17 protein-coding genes are annotated in these 16,575 nt (G+C 53.1%); 6 read left to right on the top strand and 11 right to left on the bottom strand.

Translation table 11 applies throughout. The features are described from left to right. Positions 1 to 12 precede the first annotated feature (12 nt). The 9 genes from IPQ00_00210 to rsmH are packed head-to-tail and all read right to left on the bottom strand — an operon-like array spanning position 13 to position 11,296. Entirely contained in the window at positions 13 to 1,410 is a 1,398-nt protein-coding gene (locus tag IPQ00_00210) for a UDP-N-acetylmuramate--L-alanine ligase (protein MBL0238993.1), read from the bottom strand. Positions 1,411 to 1,418: 8 nt separating this feature from the next. Next, the gene (gene murG, locus IPQ00_00205; protein ID MBL0238992.1) at positions 1,419 to 2,492 is read right to left on the bottom strand and encodes an undecaprenyldiphospho-muramoylpentapeptide beta-N-acetylglucosaminyltransferase; all 1,074 of its coding nucleotides are present in this window, start codon (positions 2,490 to 2,492) and stop codon (positions 1,419 to 1,421) included. 14 nt (positions 2,493 to 2,506) lie between these two features. Next, on the bottom strand, positions 2,507 to 3,667 hold the full coding sequence (ftsW, locus tag IPQ00_00200; GenBank protein ID MBL0238991.1) for a putative lipid II flippase FtsW: 1,161 nt from the start codon (positions 3,665 to 3,667) through the stop codon (positions 2,507 to 2,509). Between the two features lie 6 nt (positions 3,668 to 3,673). Continuing rightward, positions 3,674 to 5,053, bottom strand: a complete 1,380-nt coding sequence (murD, locus tag IPQ00_00195; GenBank protein ID MBL0238990.1) for a UDP-N-acetylmuramoyl-L-alanine--D-glutamate ligase — start codon at positions 5,051 to 5,053, stop codon at positions 3,674 to 3,676. A gap of 22 nt (positions 5,054 to 5,075) precedes the next feature. Next, positions 5,076 to 6,227, bottom strand: a complete 1,152-nt coding sequence (locus IPQ00_00190) for a phospho-N-acetylmuramoyl-pentapeptide-transferase (GenBank protein MBL0238989.1) — start codon at positions 6,225 to 6,227, stop codon at positions 5,076 to 5,078. A 21-nt stretch (positions 6,228 to 6,248) separates the two neighbouring features. Beyond that, the gene (locus IPQ00_00185) at positions 6,249 to 7,721 is read right to left on the bottom strand and encodes a UDP-N-acetylmuramoyl-tripeptide--D-alanyl-D-alanine ligase (GenBank protein MBL0238988.1); all 1,473 of its coding nucleotides are present in this window, start codon (positions 7,719 to 7,721) and stop codon (positions 6,249 to 6,251) included. Further along, positions 7,718 to 9,733, bottom strand: a complete 2,016-nt coding sequence (locus IPQ00_00180) for a penicillin-binding protein 2 (GenBank protein MBL0238987.1) — start codon at positions 9,731 to 9,733, stop codon at positions 7,718 to 7,720. Before IPQ00_00180 ends, IPQ00_00185 begins: the two co-directional genes overlap by 4 nt. 54 nt (positions 9,734 to 9,787) lie before the next feature. Beyond that, positions 9,788 to 10,306, bottom strand: coding sequence for a cbb3-type cytochrome oxidase assembly protein (locus IPQ00_00175; protein MBL0238986.1), 519 nt, complete (start codon positions 10,304 to 10,306; stop codon positions 9,788 to 9,790). Between the two features lie 27 nt (positions 10,307 to 10,333). Further along, on the bottom strand, positions 10,334 to 11,296 hold the full coding sequence (rsmH, locus tag IPQ00_00170) for a 16S rRNA (cytosine(1402)-N(4))-methyltransferase RsmH (protein MBL0238985.1): 963 nt from the start codon (positions 11,294 to 11,296) through the stop codon (positions 10,334 to 10,336). Positions 11,297 to 11,728: 432 nt separating this feature from the next. Here rsmH and IPQ00_00165 point away from each other — a divergent pair, with 432 nt between their 5' ends. From IPQ00_00165 to IPQ00_00150, 4 genes are all read left to right on the top strand, one after another. Next, entirely contained in the window at positions 11,729 to 12,520 is a 792-nt protein-coding gene (locus tag IPQ00_00165; protein MBL0238984.1) for a ZIP family metal transporter, read from the top strand. A gap of 68 nt (positions 12,521 to 12,588) precedes the next feature. Further along, complete coding sequence (locus tag IPQ00_00160) at positions 12,589 to 12,798, top strand: hypothetical protein (GenBank protein ID MBL0238983.1); 210 nt, start codon at positions 12,589 to 12,591, stop codon at positions 12,796 to 12,798. A 104-nt stretch (positions 12,799 to 12,902) separates the two neighbouring features. Then, a complete protein-coding gene (locus tag IPQ00_00155; GenBank protein MBL0238982.1) occupies positions 12,903 to 13,517 on the top strand; it encodes a phosphatidylserine decarboxylase in 615 nt (204 codons plus the stop codon). A gap of 59 nt (positions 13,518 to 13,576) precedes the next feature. Continuing rightward, entirely contained in the window at positions 13,577 to 14,434 is an 858-nt protein-coding gene (locus IPQ00_00150) for a CDP-alcohol phosphatidyltransferase family protein (GenBank protein ID MBL0238981.1), read from the top strand. Positions 14,435 to 14,482: 48 nt separating this feature from the next. Here the strand turns inward: IPQ00_00150 and IPQ00_00145 are convergent, their stop codons facing one another. Together IPQ00_00145 and IPQ00_00140 are read right to left on the bottom strand one after the other, a co-directional pair. Further along, complete coding sequence (locus IPQ00_00145; protein ID MBL0238980.1) at positions 14,483 to 14,782, bottom strand: hypothetical protein; 300 nt, start codon at positions 14,780 to 14,782, stop codon at positions 14,483 to 14,485. A gap of 12 nt (positions 14,783 to 14,794) precedes the next feature. Further along, a complete protein-coding gene (locus IPQ00_00140) occupies positions 14,795 to 14,950 on the bottom strand; it encodes a hypothetical protein (GenBank protein MBL0238979.1) in 156 nt (51 codons plus the stop codon). Between the two features lie 73 nt (positions 14,951 to 15,023). Here IPQ00_00140 and IPQ00_00135 point away from each other — a divergent pair, with 73 nt between their 5' ends. Together IPQ00_00135 and IPQ00_00130 are read left to right on the top strand one after the other, a co-directional pair. Continuing rightward, positions 15,024 to 15,338 carry a hypothetical protein gene (locus IPQ00_00135; protein MBL0238978.1) on the top strand — a complete coding sequence of 105 codons (315 nt, stop codon included), beginning with the start codon at positions 15,024 to 15,026 and terminating at the stop codon, positions 15,336 to 15,338. An 85-nt stretch (positions 15,339 to 15,423) separates the two neighbouring features. Continuing rightward, positions 15,424 to 16,491, top strand: a complete 1,068-nt coding sequence (locus IPQ00_00130) for an IS110 family transposase (protein ID MBL0238977.1) — start codon at positions 15,424 to 15,426, stop codon at positions 16,489 to 16,491. Positions 16,492 to 16,575: the final 84 nt, after the last annotated feature.

Genomic DNA, 16,575 nt, shown 5'->3' with positions numbered 1-16,575 from the left:
TCGATCCAATACCTATTGCCCGGCGGAGCGTGCCTTGAGGGCCTCGACCAGATCGTCCGAGAGCCTGGTCACACTTCCCGCACCGAGTGTAATGACAAGATCGCCGGTCTGAACATTAGGCAAGACCCGTTCGATCGCTCCGTCGATATCACCAATATATGTGACATTTTTGTGTCCAAATTTCTTGATGTTCTCTGCCAGGATATCTCCCGTTATCCCTTCGATCGGCTGTTCGCTCGCGGCGTAGATATCCAGAACAAAGAGGACGTCCGCATTATTGAAAGCAACGACAAAATCGTCCATCAATTCCTGAGTTCGCGAATATCTATGTGGCTGGAAAATTACTACGTTACGCTTGCCGCCCGAACTGTTCTTTGCCGCCGAAAGTGTCGCGACGATCTCAGTCGGGTGATGTCCGTAATCGTCAACGACCGTAATGCCGTCAACCTCGCCCTTGAAATGAAAACGGCGGTTAGCGTTTTTGAATTTTGTAAACGCTTCGGCGACGACTGCGAACGGTATCTCCATTTCCAGAGCCACCGCCGTCGCGGCTAACGCGTTGTAAACATTATGTTTACCTGGTACCGGCAAATACATTTCGCCGAGGACGGTGTCGCCCTGCCAGACTGTAAATGTCGAGCCAAAATTATCATCATAACGGATATCGTGGGCCGAGATGTCAGCCTGTGCCGTCATTCCGTATGTGACGCGCCGCCGTTTGATGTTCGGGATTATGAGTTGTACGTTCGGGTCATCGAGGCAGATGATCGCCGCGCCAAAGAACGGTACCTTGTTAACAAAATCCGTAAAGCACTGAACGACGTCCTCCATTCCCTTGTACGACTCCATATGCTCTTTGTCGATGTTGGTTACGACGGCGATCGTCGGGTACAACATCAGGAAAGAACGGTCGCTCTCGTCCGCCTCCGTCACAAACCAGTCAGAACTGCCCAGACGTGCATTTGACCCGAGGGTCTCAACAACTCCGCCGACGACCGTCGTTGGATCGATGCCGGCGTGGCCAAGGATAGTCGCCACCATCGACGTCGTAGATGTCTTACCGTGGGTGCCGGAAACGGCGACGGCATAGGGCTTGAGCGTCATAAGCTCGGCCAGCATCTCCGCCCTCGGAATAACCGGTATCCCGTTTTCTTTGGCAAATACGACTTCCGGATTATCGTCTTTGACGGCCGACGAATAAACTACGACGTGGGCATCACCGACGTTTTCAGCGGCGTGGCCCTCGGTAATGGTCATATTAAACAGCGTTTCCAGCCGCTCGGTATTTTTTGATTTCTTTATATCCGAACCGGTGACGGAAAAACCGAGATTGCAGAGCACCTCGGCGATCCCGCTCATACCGATACCGCCAATGCCGATGAAATGAATATTCTTTACTTTTCGAAACATCTTTTACCTTAAGCTCTTTTAAGTCCTTCGATCAGGTCAGCGGTCACTGCGGCAGCGTCCGGCCGTGCCAATCGCCGTGCCGCTATACCCATTGCGGCCAGCTTGTCCGGGTCAGCCAGCAGATCACTGAGCCTTGCGGCAAGGCTTGCTCCGTTAAGCTCTGACTGCAAAATAATACTGACCGCACCTTCTTTTGCCATCGCCTCTGCGTTTTTACGCTGATGGTCATCGGCGGCGCTCGGCAACGGCACCATTAGAGACGCTTTGCCCGCTGCCGCCACCTCCGCACACGTTGTCGCCCCGGCCCGACTGATGATCACATCGGCTTTTTCAAATTCAGCGACCATATCCGAGATGTATGGCCGAACATCGGCACCTTCAGCACCGGCATTAATGTACGCTTCGCGTACTTTCTCAAAATCGGCCTCGCCGGTTTGGTGCGTTATACGCAATGGCGATCCGGTTTCGCGCAAAAGCGGCAACGCCTCGATCATCGCGTTATTTATTGCCCTGGCTCCCTGCGAACCACCAAAGATCAGAAGTCCGAACGGCTCTGACGGCGTTCGCGTGGGCACATCAAAGAAATCACGCCGGACCGGGTTGCCGGTAACAATTCCCTTTTCACCAAAAAAAGGAAGTGCATCATTAAAGGTCAATGCCGCCTTGTCGACGAATCTCGCAAGCCTCCGATTAGTAAACCCGGGCAAAGCGTTCGAGTCCATCACAAGTGTCGGGAAACCCATAAAATGGGCGGTCAAGAGCACCGGTCCGGAAACGTATCCGCCGGCACCGACCACGACGTCCGGCCTAAATTCCTTGAGCAGATGCCGAGCCTCGATAAAACTCCTAGGCAAAACCGATAAGCCCTTTATCTTTCCTACAAATCCAACGCTTTTGAGCCCCGCACTATGGATCAAAACAAGCTGAAAACCACTATCGGGTACGATCTTATTTTCCAGTCCGCGGGCAGTTCCGACAAATAGCACTTCCGTCGCCGCGTCGCGCGCCACCAGTTCCTTTGCCACGGCGATCCCCGGATATATGTGTCCGCCGGTCCCGCCGGCTGCGATAAGTACCTTCATTACATTATAACGCCTCAAGCGTTTCGCGTGCGTCTGCCCGATGCTCTCGGGCGAGCGACGACATCTGTCGTCACAGTCTCATCAGAAAACTTTGAAATACTCAGTAATATCCCCACCGCGATCAAGGTCACGACCACCGATGACCCGCCGTACGAAATGAATGGCAGCGGGATTCCCTTGGCAGGCATAATAGAGATCACGACGCTGATATTGAATAGAGCCTGAGCGATTATCCCGGTAATAAGTCCAATTCCGAGCAACATCCCGAACCGGTCCGGAGCATTTAACGCCGCCTTAGTTCCCCGCCAAAGCAATAGTCCGAACGTAGTGACGATCGCGAGCGTTCCCAATAGGCCAAACTCTTCGCCGACGACTGAAAAAATAAAATCCGAATACGGATATGGCAGATAGAATAGCTTCTGCTGTCCCTTTGCAAATCCTTCGCCCAAAATGCCGCCGGAGCCGATCGCATAGAGCGACTGGATCACCTGATAGCTCTCATCATCGGCGTATTTGTATGGATCGAGAAATGCGAGCACACGCTGAACGCGCCACGGTGCGATCGCGATGGCACCGACCGCTGCGAGGATCATTACACCCGCAACTGCCGCGATATGCACCATCCGTGCCCCGGCAGCAAAATATATCGCCGAAAAGATCAAACACAAAACGATGGTCGTCCCGAGATCTTTTTCCAGCATCACCAATCCGCCCAGCAGCACCAACCCGGCGACGCTGCGAAGCACGGTGGTCTTTAGTTCGGTCACCGTTGCTTCGTGCTTGGCGAGATACCAGGCCAGGAATATCGGCAACGCGACCTTAGCGAGTTCGGAAGGCTGAAAGGAAACGCCTGAAAATCGGATCCAACGCTTGGCTCCGTTGATTTCAGGGAAAAACAACACCGCGGCGAGGGCTATCGACGTGACAACCAGAATTGAGGTCACGGCGGTCTTATTATTGAGGATTCGGTAATCAAAACGACTGACGATATACATCAGTACGATCCCGATCACGACAAACATCAACTGCTTGAGAAAGTATGTATATTGGCTGCTCTCGCTCGACTCTTTCATCGCCATCATCGCCGATGCGCTGTAAACCATCATCGAGCCGAACACAGCCAGCCCGCCCGCGATAGCGAACATAAACCAATCAATTTGCCGCTTTTTAGCCATCAATAACTAAGCCCTATCAATACTTCCCTTCAACTCGGCAACCAACCGCTTAAACTCGCGGCCGCGTTCCTCATAACTGCCAAACATATCAAAGCTTGCACACGCCGGTGCGAGCAAAACCGCATCGCCGGTCTCAGCAACTCCAAAGCATTTTTTAACAGCGTCTTCAAGCGATGATGCCCGTACGATCGGCACGTGATCGGTAAGTTGCTCTGCGATATTGTCAGAATCCTCGCCGATCACCACCATCGATCTGACGGAATGCTCGATCAGCGGGATCAACGGAGCATAAGGTGCATTCTTGCCGCGTCCGCCGAGTATTAAGATCGTTTTGCCGTCGATCTCGCTGAGAGCCTCCAATGCCTTGGTGGTCGCATCGACCGACGTCGCTTTGGAATCGTTGTAAAACTGTACGCCTCTGATCTCGTCAACGTATTCGATTCGGTGCTCGACGCCCTTGAAAGCCGCGACCGTCTCTCGCATCGAGTCGGGCGAGGCACCGCACGCGAGGCCCGCCGCAAACGCCGCCAGAACATTCTCCACATTGTGCAGGCCACGCAAAAATATCTCGTCGCGGGTGGTCAAAACTTTTTCCTTGCCGCCTGACCGACAGATTAGCTCACGTCCACGCAGAAACAGGCCTTCGTCAAGCTCGCGTTTAATGCTGAACATAACGACGTGTGCCTTCAACCCCGAAGCCCATTCGGCCGTGATCTCATCATCCGCGTTCAAGACGGCTACGTTCGAGTCCGTCTGATTCATAAAGATGCGGTGCTTTGCGAGTGCGTAGTCGAAAAATGATTCGTATCGATCAAGGTGATTTGGCGTGACATTCAGGCACATCGCCACATCCGCGCGAAAATCCTTGATGGTCTCGAGCTGAAAACTCGAGAGTTCAACGACCGTCCAAGTATCGTCGTCGCTCGATTCGGCAAGGCTAAGTAAGGGCGTGCCGATATTGCCACCGACCTGCGTTTTTATCCCGGAATTTCGCAGCAGTTCGCCGACCAGTGTGGTCGTCGTCGTCTTTCCGTTCGATCCGGTGATGCCGACGATCCTGCCTTTCATAAACCGAAACGCAAGTTCGACTTCGCCGATCACCTCGCCGTCATTGCGGTCGACATACCGCGCCGGGATCGTGTTTGTAGGCACACCCGGCGATATCACAACCAGTTCGATCTGATCGAGCAACCACGAGGGCAATTGCCCGCTGATCAAACCGACGCCGTGACTTTCCTTTAAGCTCTGCGCCGCTTCGGGCCACGTTTCGACTTCTTTTTTATCGTGCAGTGCAACTACCGCACCGCGTTCGGCAAGAAAGCGTGCGGCGGCAATGCCGGACCTGCCGGCACCAAGAACGAGTGTTTTTTTGCCTTCCAACTCCATACGGACAAGTTACTGATACGATCTATCTGAGTTTGAGAGTCGCGAGACTCGCCAGTGCGAACAATATAGCGATTATGACGAACCGAAACACGATCTTCGGCTCTTTCCAGCCCGAGATCTGAAAGTGATGATGCAGAGGAGCCTGCCTAAATATTCGCTTTCCGACGCCGCCGGTTCTCTTAGTAAACTTAAAATACGAGACCTGGATCATCACAGAAAGTACTTCGAGAATAAAAACGCCGCCGATGAACGGCAGTAGAAACTCCTGCTTGGTCAGGATCGCTACGGTTCCGAGGGCGCCGCCGATCGCAAGGCTGCCGACATCTCCCATAAACACCTCGGCCGGCGGCGAATTAAACCACAGGAATCCGAGGCTCGCCCCCACCATTGCCCCACAAAATACGGTCAATTCCGACGATGCCGGGTTGTGTGTAATATCCAAACGCTCTGCCCAACGAGCATCACTCGCGACGTAGGTCAAAGCGGTCAACGCCGACATTGCGATGAAAGTAACGCTCGATGCAAGCCCGTCAAGGCCATCCGTCAAGTTCACCGCATTGGATGAACCCAATAGAATAAAGACAATAAAGACCAAATAGACAAAAGGCCCGACGTAGCTGATACTGATCGCCGGATTTGTCTCGGCGGTCGCCTTGATAAACGGAATACTCAGATTCCAGGCATAATTGGTCAGAAAATACAGCACCGCCCACACTCCGACCGCCGTTATGAGTTGTCCGGCCAACTTTTGCTTACCGGTAAGGCCGAGGCTTCGCTTTTTAACGATCTTGATGTAGTCGTCTGCAAATCCGATCGCCGCAAACATCGTAGTGGCGATCAAAGCCAGCCAAAGATAGAGGCTGTCCAGTCTCGCCCAGATCAGAGACGATAAGATGACCGACCCGATAATTAGCACTCCGCCCATTGTCGGTGTGCCCTTTTTCGCCTGGTGTTCCGCAGACAGTTCTTCGCGAATTTCCTGGCCGACCTTAAGCTCCTGCAGCTTTTTAATTACCTTATTTCCGAGAAGGAGCGAGATCAGCAAAGACGTTATCGTGGCGAGCCCGGTACGGAAGGAAACGTACTGGAAAACGTTCAGGCCCTTGATAAAGTACGACTCGCTTGTCGAGCCGTATTCCTTAAAGAGCAGATGGTATAGAAAGTAATAGAGCATTAGAAGGCCGATGCGGACTGCCTATCGGGCAGCGGAACGCGATTCCTCCAGTTCAAATTTTTTGGTCAGTATTTCGATCACCCTTTCAGTTCGCACGCCGCGAGAGCCTTTGACCAAGACGACATCGCCCGCTCTGATCAAGGATGCGAGAAGATCACCGGCGGCATCCGAGTCACTTGTAAAACTAGCTTCCTCAATTCCCGACGACATTGCACCCTCGACCATCTCCTTTGCGAGTCCGCGAACGCCGATCAGCATATCAACCGAACGCCCTGCGATCTTGATGCCGGTATCGCGGTGAATTTCAATGCCGTTTTCTCCAAGTTCGAGCATTTCGCCCGCAACAACGATCTTTCGCGAACCTTCAGGTGCTCCCTCGATAAGCGTGTCGACCATCGACAACAATGCGTCGGGGTTGGAATTATACGAATCATTGATCACTGTGAAACCGGCGGCAAACCGCAGGATCTCACCTCTTTGCGGCGGAGCGGCCACGCTGGAAAGCGCATTTGCTATCGCGCCCGGCGTCATACCGAATATGTGGCCGCAAGCGGCGGCGGCAAGTGCGTTAAGAATATTATGTTTGCCGTTGAGCGGAAACTCGACCTCAGCCGAACCGTCTGGCGTATTCAATTGAAACCGTGTGTTGCCAAACCCCGCTCGTTCGACACGCGATGCAGTCACATCCGCAGCACTGTCTAGTCCGTACGTGATCACCTGACCTTTTGAGAGACCGCTCATTGCCGCGACTCGCGGATCGTCTGCATTGAGCACGGCCGTTCCGCCCGGTTTCATTCCTTCGATCAATTCGGCCTTTGCCTTTGCGATATTCTCGATCGAGCCAAGGTGCTCCAGGTGAACCGGCAAAACATTGAGTTCCACCGCTACGTCCGGCGGAGTAATGCGGCACAGCCTAGCGATCTCATTTAGCGGCGTCGACATCCCCATCTCGAGAACGGCGACGTCAAAAGTCGCATCAGCGGCCAGTCTCAGAACAGTCAGCGGATGACCGAGTCCGTTGTTGTAGTTTTTGATATTTCGCAGAACATTGCGTCCGGATGCGGCGAGCACGTGTGCGGTCAATTCCTTTGCGGTCGTCTTGCCGGCACTGCCGGTGATTGCAACGACCGGTTTGTCCCACTCCAAATACACGCCGTGTGCAAGTCGCTGAAAGGCCGCGATAACGTCATCGACAAATATCAGTTGGTCGCGAAACGCTTCGAGTTTCACTAAATGCTCTTCGAACCGATCACGCCGAACGACCGCCGCAACCGCTCCCTTGAGCAGTGCGTCTGCGGCAAACGCCGTCGAGTCGGCAAAATCACCGTTAAATCCATTTTCGAGGTATTCGGGTTGTGATAGCGCGAAAAAAACGTCACCCGCCTTAACCTCACGCGAATCGATCACGAATGACGTGACTTCTCGTTGGAGCAAAGCGGGGGACAAATGCGGCGTTTCGCCTTTTAAGTATTCGATCGCTTTTTTTAAGTTCAACTTTCTACCAACTCAGCTTGATCTCGCCGCCAAGGATTTATCGCGGCAGCGGTGCTATCCGAATTTCGCTTATCTTTTCCCTGCCTTTTATCAGTACCTTTTTTTACATCGACCGGTTTCTTTGGCTCGGGCGACTTCGGAGCAGTCAATGCTGCCGTTTTACCCGTCTGCTTGTCGCCTGCCGCTTGCTTTTCGGCGGCCTTAGACGGCGTCACCTCAGGGATGTCCTGAGCGACGGTTGCGTCCTTGATCGCGTTACCGTCCTGTTTAACATTCATCTCCGGCAAAAGCTGCTCGGCGATCTTTGCAAATACAGGTGCTGCAACCTGTCCGCCGTCACGCGGCCCACCCTTTGGCTCGTCGATCACGACCGCAATGACGATCTCAGGGTTATCCGCCGGTGCCATTCCGATAAATGACGAAATATACTTGCTCGAATCAACGCGTTTCGAAACCGGGTCAAATTTCCACGCCGTACCCGTCTTTCCGGCTGACGTATAGCCATTCAACTGTGCCCGCCGCCCGGTTCCTGTAAGGACTACCTGACGCAACATCGTACGTAAATTCCGTGCTGTCTCGACCGAAACGACCCGCACGCCTTCCGCCTTGTTGCCGGCGATCGGCGTCTGGCCCGGCTTTCGAATTTCCTTTATTAACCGCGGTTGAATCCTGACTCCGTCATTGGCTATCGTCGCAAAAGCCGATGCCATTTGCAACGCAGTTACACCAATTTCGTAGCCAATGGACATCGACGCCAGCGAGTCACCATTCCACTTTTCGGGCGACCTCACGATGCCCGCAGTTTCGGCCGGTAATTCGACGCCGGTGCGGGCACCAAACCCCATCTGCTGCAGCATCGAGTAGAAATCATCTTTGCCGACCCTAAGGCCCGTTTTGATGGCACAAACATTACTGGAATGGGCCAGAGCCTGCGAGTAGCTGACGCTTCCGATGTGATGTGAATCAGTAAATTTATGTTTCGCGATCTCGATCATTCCGTTGCCGGCGTCGATCTGATCGTCCGGCTTAAAGAGGTTCTTTTCCAGCCCGGAGCCGTAGGTTACGAGTTTCATCGCCGATCCCGGCGTATAGACACTTTGGATCGAGTTGTTGGTTATGCTGGCCGGCACCGCGTCCCTGATCGAATTCGGATCAAAGGTCGGATAATTGGACATCGCCAATATTTCGCCGGTCTTAACCGAAAGCACGACGGCCATTCCCGATTTTGCGTTTGCGGCTTTCACTCCGTTCTCAAGTGCCTGATCCGCCTTGTATTGATACGAGGCGGCGATCGTCAGGCTGATGTCGCCCGGTTGTTCTCGCTCAAATACGGTTTCGTCATAGATACGTCCCAAACGATCGCGTTCCTGCAGTTTTTTGATGACAGCACCGTGCAAAATGTCTTCCTGGGACTGCTCGATCCCCGCCATCCCAAGGTCTTCGCTATTAGAAAAACCGATAACCTGCGAGGCCAACGCTCCGTAAGGATAACTCCGCGTTTGATCCTCAGAGTAATGCAGGCCCTCGAATCGCGGCATATCAGCCTTTTGGATCTTATCCGCGACGAGCGTCTTATTGATCCTTTGGACCGTTTCCTCATCAAGCTTTTTCAGGATCGGCACAAAACGCTTTTTGGCCGCCTTTCCGTCATTTAATTGCTTTGCGATCTGTCCCGCGTCGAGTTTGAGGGATTTCGCGAGGATCTTCGCAGTTGCGTCTATGTCCGTGATCTCGGTGGGGTCTGCATAGAGTGATTTGACGCGTATGCTCATCGCCAACGGACGTTCATCGCGATCGTAAATAGTGCCTCTCAGCAATTTGCTCTTTTTGACGTCCTGTCGCTGGACGACGGCTTTGTCTCGCAGCCACTCGTGCTGTGTTACCTGCAAATTAACGAGCCTAGCACTGATGCCGAGCATCCAAAACGCAAAAACTATCACGATGAACATAAATCGCGTATATGCGACCTGACGAGCATCAACCTTTTTCTTTCGCGGTGATTTACGTGCCATTTCTCTTTTAGTTTTTGGAGAACGCTAAGCTGACGGACCGATACAGACTCTAAATTAACGAGCGGAGACCATCGCGGTCGTTACTACGCGCGGTCGCGGAGCCTCTTCCTTCTTGGTCGTAACTGATTTTGCAATTTTCGACATCGATGCCGTAAACGCAGCGTTTACAACGGGATACTGCGACTCGGTCTTGACCGGATCCTTGATCGACGCCGTGGCAGATGCGCTATTGGGCGATGTCTTGACGAGCGAGGCAAGCTGCGGAGCTTCCCCGTTCAGGCCGGTGATGCCAAGCCGTTTGGCCGCCTGCTTGACCTGTCCGGGCGACACCGAAACTTCGCGTGACAATAGCAGTCGGCGCTTTTCCGTTTCGAGATCGTCGAGTTGCTTACGGAGTCTCGAGTTCTTAATTCCGTAGTCCATCGACCAGAAATGCTGCCCCGCGGCAACAAAGAAGCCAGTGCACACGATCACGACGGCGATGCCGATCAAAACGTAAAACTTCAGTCTCGCGGCGGGTGATGTCTTTCGGTTGCGGGTGTTGGAGCACCTTTGTTGTTCACGTTTTGTCATAATCTTTCGCTTTCGGTCTAAATCGGTCTAGTCAACGGGTTCGAGCTTTCTAAAGGCTCGCAACTTTGCACTTCGGGAGCGTGCATTCTCATTCAATTCCGGTTCGCCGGGCACGATCGGCTTTCGCGTCAGTATCTCGACCCTCTTTTTGGCACCACAAACGCATTGTGGAATGCGTGGCGGACAAGTGCACTTTCCTGACAACTTCTGAAACGCGTGTTTGACGATCCGATCTTCGAGACTGTGAAAGGTGATGATCGCTAAAACACCGTTTTCCGCAAGCACATCGGCCGCGTCCGTAATAAATCTTTCAAGTACCTCAAGTTCCCTATTGACCGCGATCCTCAAGGCCTGGAAAGTCCGTGTCGCCGGATGGATCTTGTCTTTCGGGCTGCGCTTGACCGATCTTGCGACCAATTCGGCAAGTTCGCGCGTCGTCGTTACGGGTTCGCCTCGCTGATTCCTTTCAATGATCCGCCGAGCTATGCGGCGTGAAAATCGTTCTTCGCCATACTCATATATAATGTTGGCGATATCGGTCTCGTTCGTTTCAAGTAGCAGCTCGGCAACCGTCTGTCCGCCTGATGCCGGGTCCATACGCATATCGAGCGGTGCGTCAAACCTGAAACTGAATCCGCGGGCCGCATCATCGAACTGCAAAGACGAAACTCCCAGATCGGCGATGATCGCATCGGGGCGGCCAATGTCAGACGACCTGACGATCTCGGCGATCTCCGAAAAGTTTCCCTTAGCGATATTGATCCGCGAGCCAAACCGTTCCAATCTCGCTGTAGCTATCTTGATAGCAGCGTCATCCTGATCGATCCCGAGCACCGACACATTCGGCGAGCAATCAAGTATCGCCTCGGTATGCCCGCCCAATCCGAGCGTGGCATCCACGACCGTGTTTCGAGCTCCGGCGTCGATAACGTCAAGCGTTTCCTGCAGCAGGACCGAGCTATGCGAAAATTCGGTGTCGTCCGTGTGCATCTTCAAAGAGCTATGTGACTCGCCGCGTGCTGATTCCGTTAAGCCGCTTCGGGCCGACTGGAATCCTTATATTTTATTTTGTAAAATTTGTGTCCCGAGCACCTATGCCGCCCGTCGCGACTAACCGGATACTACGGGTTTGATAAACAACTTACCTGACTGAATATTGACCGGAAGTGCTTAACTGCTTAAACACTACCTTTACAATTTTCTAAATTGGCCGTCGCCTTTTCAGTCTCCATTTCAATCACGCATCCATATATTAGGACTCTTTATTGAATTGTGTCAAGAACTATCTCAAGACTTTTTAAAAATGATTTTGTTTAATCACTTATACAACTATGCGCGCTTCGAAATTCCCATTTTGTCGTTTATGCTCCGATTGATATAGGATTAGTTTTCGCCCGCAACCGGTGCGAAATATTAAGTAGCGTGTTCATTCAACTTTTGATATTCGGTATTGTAGCGGCGGCGGCAAACATTGTCGGCGGCCTTATACTTTTTCCCTCAAAACTGCATACGACTTATAAGAGATTTCTGAAATATCTCCTGGCTCTCGGCGCGGGATTTATGCTCTCGGTGACAGTGTTTGAGATACTGCCCAAATCAATATTGCTGTGGCAAAAGAACTATCCCGAAACATCCGAAGACCTCTATGTCCCGATGTTGCTGATAATGGCGGGATACCTGCTGACACAGTTTGTCGAACACACGATCGCACCGCACTTTCACCTTGGCGAAGAGGTGCACTCTGACGAGTTGATCTCGAGCAGATCAGCATACACCGCTGTCGGCGGACTGCTGGTCCATACTTTTTTTGACGGCGTATCGATTGCAGCCGCGGCCCAACTCGACCAGAGACTTGGCCTGCTGGTATTCATTGCAGTCTTGATGCACAAGTTTCCAGAGGGATTTTCGATCGGTTCGATGGTACTCGCGACCGGCAAAGGACTGCGATCGGTGATGACGGCAACCGGATTGATGGGAGTGACGACGCTGGTGGGCGTCCTTACGTTCTATTTTGTCGGCAGCAACCTCACATCGGCCGTCGCCTATGCCCTGCCGGTTTCCGGCGGTGTCACATTATACGTCGCTGCCAGTGACCTGATACCGGAGGTCAATCACCACGGCGGCAATCGCCCTGGAGTTTCGATATCTGTATTCGCCGGTGTGGCGATCTTCTTTGCCTTCCATTTCGTGTTGCACGAGATGCTCCCGCACTAAAGATCCGTACATTTCTGAAACCTTTTCTCCGGACTTTCGTTTAACATTTGTGGAGGCAAATGGCTACGATGCGAGAACCTTTACTGGCAGGAATTCTAAGTCTTCTGATCCCGGGTATCGGGCAGATCTATAACGGCAGGGTGATAGTCGGCATTATATGGTTAGTTATAACCGGCTTTTCTTGGATCGGCACGGCCGGTCTCTTCGGTTGGGTAGTTCATCTGATCGCCTGCTGGTGTGCGTATAGCTACGCTAAGGATAATCCCGTTCGCGGCTAGAGTCTCTTCTTACGATCCTCCTCTTCGCCCGGTGTCACGCGATGCCGGGCTTTTTTTGTATTTCGATAATCAACGTAAATTGTGTAACATTATCGCTTGTTCTTATGGTACGTGAAGGCATTCCATTCGTTCTGGTTCCCGGGGCGTTCATAATATTGTTCGGTGTCCTGCAATGGTGGATACCGGCAGCGGTCTTTCTGATCGTGTGCCTGTTTATGGCGTACTTTTTTCGCGACCCTAAACGCACGGTGCCGACCGAGCCCGGGATCATCGTGTCGGCCGCCGACGGTCGCGTCACGCGTATCGACGAATCGCCCGACGGCAAACTCGTGAGCGTATTTCTATCGCCGCTCGACGTTCATATCAATCGTTCGCCGATCGCGGGCCGCATTGCGAGCATCGATTACGTCAAGGGAAAGAAACTGCCGGCGACCAGCAATAACGCAAGTTTTGTAAATGAACGCAACACGCTGGATATTTGCGATAGCGGCATCAGCATAAAATGTACTCAGATCGCCGGAATTCTGGCACGGCGCATTGTCTGTTGGCCGACAACAGGCGATAATCTTGAACGCGGTCAGAAATTCGGTTTGATCAAGTTCAGTTCGCGCACCGACCTGCTTATGCCGAGCAACGTAACGATTGAAGTCAAGGTCGGCGACCGCGTGCGAGGTGGCGAGACCGTCATCGCCAGGCTGGCAAACGAACAAAGCAACTGACGCAACTCCGTGCGGAGTCACCCGTACAGCAGTTTGCATACTTGCTCGCATCCACCTAAATGGAAGACAAAAAAGACACACGGCCGCCGCATAAAGGTATCAAAAAAGGGCTCTATGTGATCCCGACCCTATTTACGGCGGCAAACGTCGGAATGGGCTTTCTGGCCGTGCTCTGGTCGATCCGTGGATTTCACGCCGCTGTGACCGACCCGGCGACGGCAGGCATATATTTTGACCATTCGGCGATCGCGATCGGCCTCGCCATTCTGTTCGACACGCTCGACGGACGCGTCGCCAGAGCGACCCATACCGCCACCGAGATCGGCGTCCAGTTCGACTCCTTGGCTGACGTCCTTACATTCGGCATTGCTCCGACGGCACTGGTATTTGCCTGGGCCGTTGCTCCGACATTTGCCGAGGGCGGACCCGCATACAATACCGGCGTCCTTCTGCTGTTTATGTATCTGATGTGCGGAGCTTTCCGCCTGGCCAGATTTAATCTGCAGGCTACGCGTCCACGCGTCCTGGCTGAGGGCTCGGCCAAGGTCGATAAAAAGAATTTTGTCGGGCTCCCGATACCGCCCGCCGGCGGTCTTTTGGCCGCGATCGTTCATTTCTCGCCCGCACCGCTTAACTTCTACGGCCCCGAGAACTCGCGTTACTACACCATCCTGGTCTATTGCCTGATCGCGGTTCTAAGCGTTCTGATGGTCAGTAAGATCCGCTATTCGAGTATGAAAACGCTCGGAACACGTCGTACAAATTTTATGATGCTCCTCGCTTTGGTCGCGATGGGTATGGCGGTGTGGCTATATTCCGGCTACGCACTGCTCGTGATTTCGGCCATCTACGTCGGCCACGGCCTGGTCTGGTGGATTTTCCGTGCAATGTTCTCCAAACGCACCACAATGGCCTAACCCCATAGGCAAGCCCGAACTCGTGTGTGAGCTTTCTGAGCGGAAAAGTCAGACGACTTGATCACGACATTCCATTCGAGTGACGCTAAAGCGCGGATCTCGGTAGTCCGTATCGACCGTCGCAACGGTCAAATAATGACCATCGCAAGTTCCCTCTGTTCCCGCGAACGCCAAACTCTTGTCAGAACCGGGAGCCATAGCGACTGGGTTCTTTCTGGGTTCTTTCCCTTTCCGCCACGCCCTCGCCGCATCTTCACGCACCGACCGCACGCTCGTTAACACCCGATGCATGATCCGCCCCACATCATCCGTCCGCCTCTCGATCAGCAGATGAATGTGATTGGTCATCAGGCAGTAGGCTTAAAGATAAAAGGCAAGCTTCTCCTTTTGCCCGGCGAACAGCTCAACGAACTTCCGATAGTCCTCCGGCGAATGAAAGATGTCCCTCCGATCCACCCCTCTCGTCGTCACATAATAAAGCCCGCCCTCGATCCCGATCCTCGCTTTCCTCGCCATTTGCTCGATGATACTATCTCTACCAAATGAGAACCTCAATCGAGAATCGACAAAATAGCAGGCGTGACCCCGATTGCTCTTGTTGCCCTTTGATGCGGATCTGCTGCTGAACGTGATCGAACAGGTATTCGAAATGGAGAGAGAGAATTTCTTCGGATCCGGAAAGAATAAGCGTATCATTACCGCAAAGGAGGTGTTCATCCTGATCGGCAAGGAATCAGGTGCGACCATCACCGAGATGTCCAGGATCGTCGGTCTCGACCAGTCAAACGCCGGCCGCCGATTCGACGCCGCGAGACAGAAATGCAAGACCGATCCGGAGTTCGAAAGCACATGGAAGAAAGTTCAGGAGCAGTACAAACAGAGAATCGCACTATCGCATGTCTGATGCTATGAAGTGTTGACCTCGCGGGAGTCGAGTTTTTGTGTAAACTCGAATTCTGACAAAAGAATAACAACCCGCGAGATCAACAATGGCAGTATACATTGGGGTTGACTTTCATCCATATGAGCAGACGCTTGCTTTTGTGGATGAAGCGGATGGAGAGATCAGATATAAGCGGTTTCTTCATAGCGATAAGGCGGGGATAAAGGCGTTTTACCGCAAGTGCGGAAAGGACGCGGTTATTGGAACGGAGGCCACGGGATCGCTGTGGTGGTTTGAGAAGTTGCTCTTTGACAATGGAATGACGCTCAAGATCGGAGACCCTAGGATGATCCGTCGAGCAGCATTATCGAGACACAAGAACGACCACAGGGATGCGGAGACGATCCTGGATCTATTGATGCGCGGGACATTTCCGGCGATCACGCCGAGGAACGAGCAGAGCCGGGAGATGCTCGATCTGCTGAACTATCGTCACTCTTTGGTGAGCAAGCGGACATCGGTGGTGAATCAGCTGCAGGCGTTCGCACGATCGAAGGGCTTGCCACGGTTCCGTTTGCCGGCGGTAAAGGCGAGAAAGAAGATCGAGGAGGTTGAGACGACACAGGTCGAGCGGCTTCTGGTCAGCTCTCGATTTGTTCTTTGCGACGAGCTGACACGCCAGATCAAGGCCGTGGAGGCGAGGCTCGAGGAAGAGGCGAATAAGGAAGAGCGTGCTCAATTGCTAATGACACATCCCGGGATCGGGCTGATCAACGCCATGGCACTTATTCACACGCTCGGCGATGTTCGACGCTTTCGCCGTAAGGAAGAGGTCGTGGCATTTGTAGGACTCGACCCGCTCGAGAAAAGCTCGGGCGAGACGAGGCGGATCGGTTCGATCAGCAAGCGAGGTTCGCGGCTCGCAAGGTACCTGCTCGGGCAGGCAGCCCAGGCAAGTCGCGATAAGAAGATACGGAAGTTCTATTCCGAGGTTAGCCGTCGTAGAGGCCGCCCGAAAGCAAAAGTTGCAGCGGCCCGTAAGCTTCTGATTAACTGTTATGTCATGCTTCGTGATGGCATCAGCTACGAGGAGTTTACACGGCGGGGCGAAGTTGGTTTGTACGAGGGGTCAGGAGAGGTGACGGGGAAACCCGCTCAGTCTCTGAAGGTCTGATGGTACGGCCAGCCATCTCGATATAGTTCGAGATGAGCCGATCAGGTTTCATGTAGCCAGCCGCTCGAACGAAGCTGTGCACGA

This window comes from Chloracidobacterium sp. (assembly GCA_016720705.1).
In the GTDB taxonomy this organism is placed as follows: domain Bacteria; phylum Acidobacteriota; class Blastocatellia; order Pyrinomonadales; family Pyrinomonadaceae; genus OLB17.
The sequence above is the reverse complement of the archived record's forward strand: the minus strand, read 5'-3'. Positions and strand labels throughout refer to the sequence as shown.

Bases quoted from the DNA above. Each gene is read 5' to 3' on its own strand.
- IPQ00_00210 (MBL0238993.1), bottom strand. From the start codon at position 1,410: ATGTTTCGAAAAGTAAAGAATATTCATTTCATCGGCATTGGCGGTATC.
- murG (MBL0238992.1), bottom strand. From the start codon at position 2,492: ATGAAGGTACTTATCGCAGCCGGCGGGACCGGCGGACACATATATCCG.
- ftsW (MBL0238991.1), bottom strand. From the start codon at position 3,667: ATGGCTAAAAAGCGGCAAATTGATTGGTTTATGTTCGCTATCGCGGGC.
- murD (MBL0238990.1), bottom strand. From the start codon at position 5,053: ATGGAGTTGGAAGGCAAAAAAACACTCGTTCTTGGTGCCGGCAGGTCC.
- IPQ00_00190 (MBL0238989.1), bottom strand. From the start codon at position 6,227: ATGCTCTATTACTTTCTATACCATCTGCTCTTTAAGGAATACGGCTCG.
- IPQ00_00180 (MBL0238987.1), bottom strand. From the start codon at position 9,733: ATGGCACGTAAATCACCGCGAAAGAAAAAGGTTGATGCTCGTCAGGTC.
- IPQ00_00175 (MBL0238986.1), bottom strand. From the start codon at position 10,306: ATGACAAAACGTGAACAACAAAGGTGCTCCAACACCCGCAACCGAAAG.
- rsmH (MBL0238985.1), bottom strand. From the start codon at position 11,296: ATGCACACGGACGACACCGAATTTTCGCATAGCTCGGTCCTGCTGCAG.
- IPQ00_00160 (MBL0238983.1), top strand. From the start codon at position 12,589: ATGCGAGAACCTTTACTGGCAGGAATTCTAAGTCTTCTGATCCCGGGT.
- IPQ00_00155 (MBL0238982.1), top strand. From the start codon at position 12,903: ATGGTACGTGAAGGCATTCCATTCGTTCTGGTTCCCGGGGCGTTCATA.
- IPQ00_00150 (MBL0238981.1), top strand. From the start codon at position 13,577: ATGGAAGACAAAAAAGACACACGGCCGCCGCATAAAGGTATCAAAAAA.
- IPQ00_00145 (MBL0238980.1), bottom strand. From the start codon at position 14,782: ATGACCAATCACATTCATCTGCTGATCGAGAGGCGGACGGATGATGTG.
- IPQ00_00140 (MBL0238979.1), bottom strand. From the start codon at position 14,950: ATGGCGAGGAAAGCGAGGATCGGGATCGAGGGCGGGCTTTATTATGTG.
- IPQ00_00130 (MBL0238977.1), top strand. From the start codon at position 15,424: ATGGCAGTATACATTGGGGTTGACTTTCATCCATATGAGCAGACGCTT.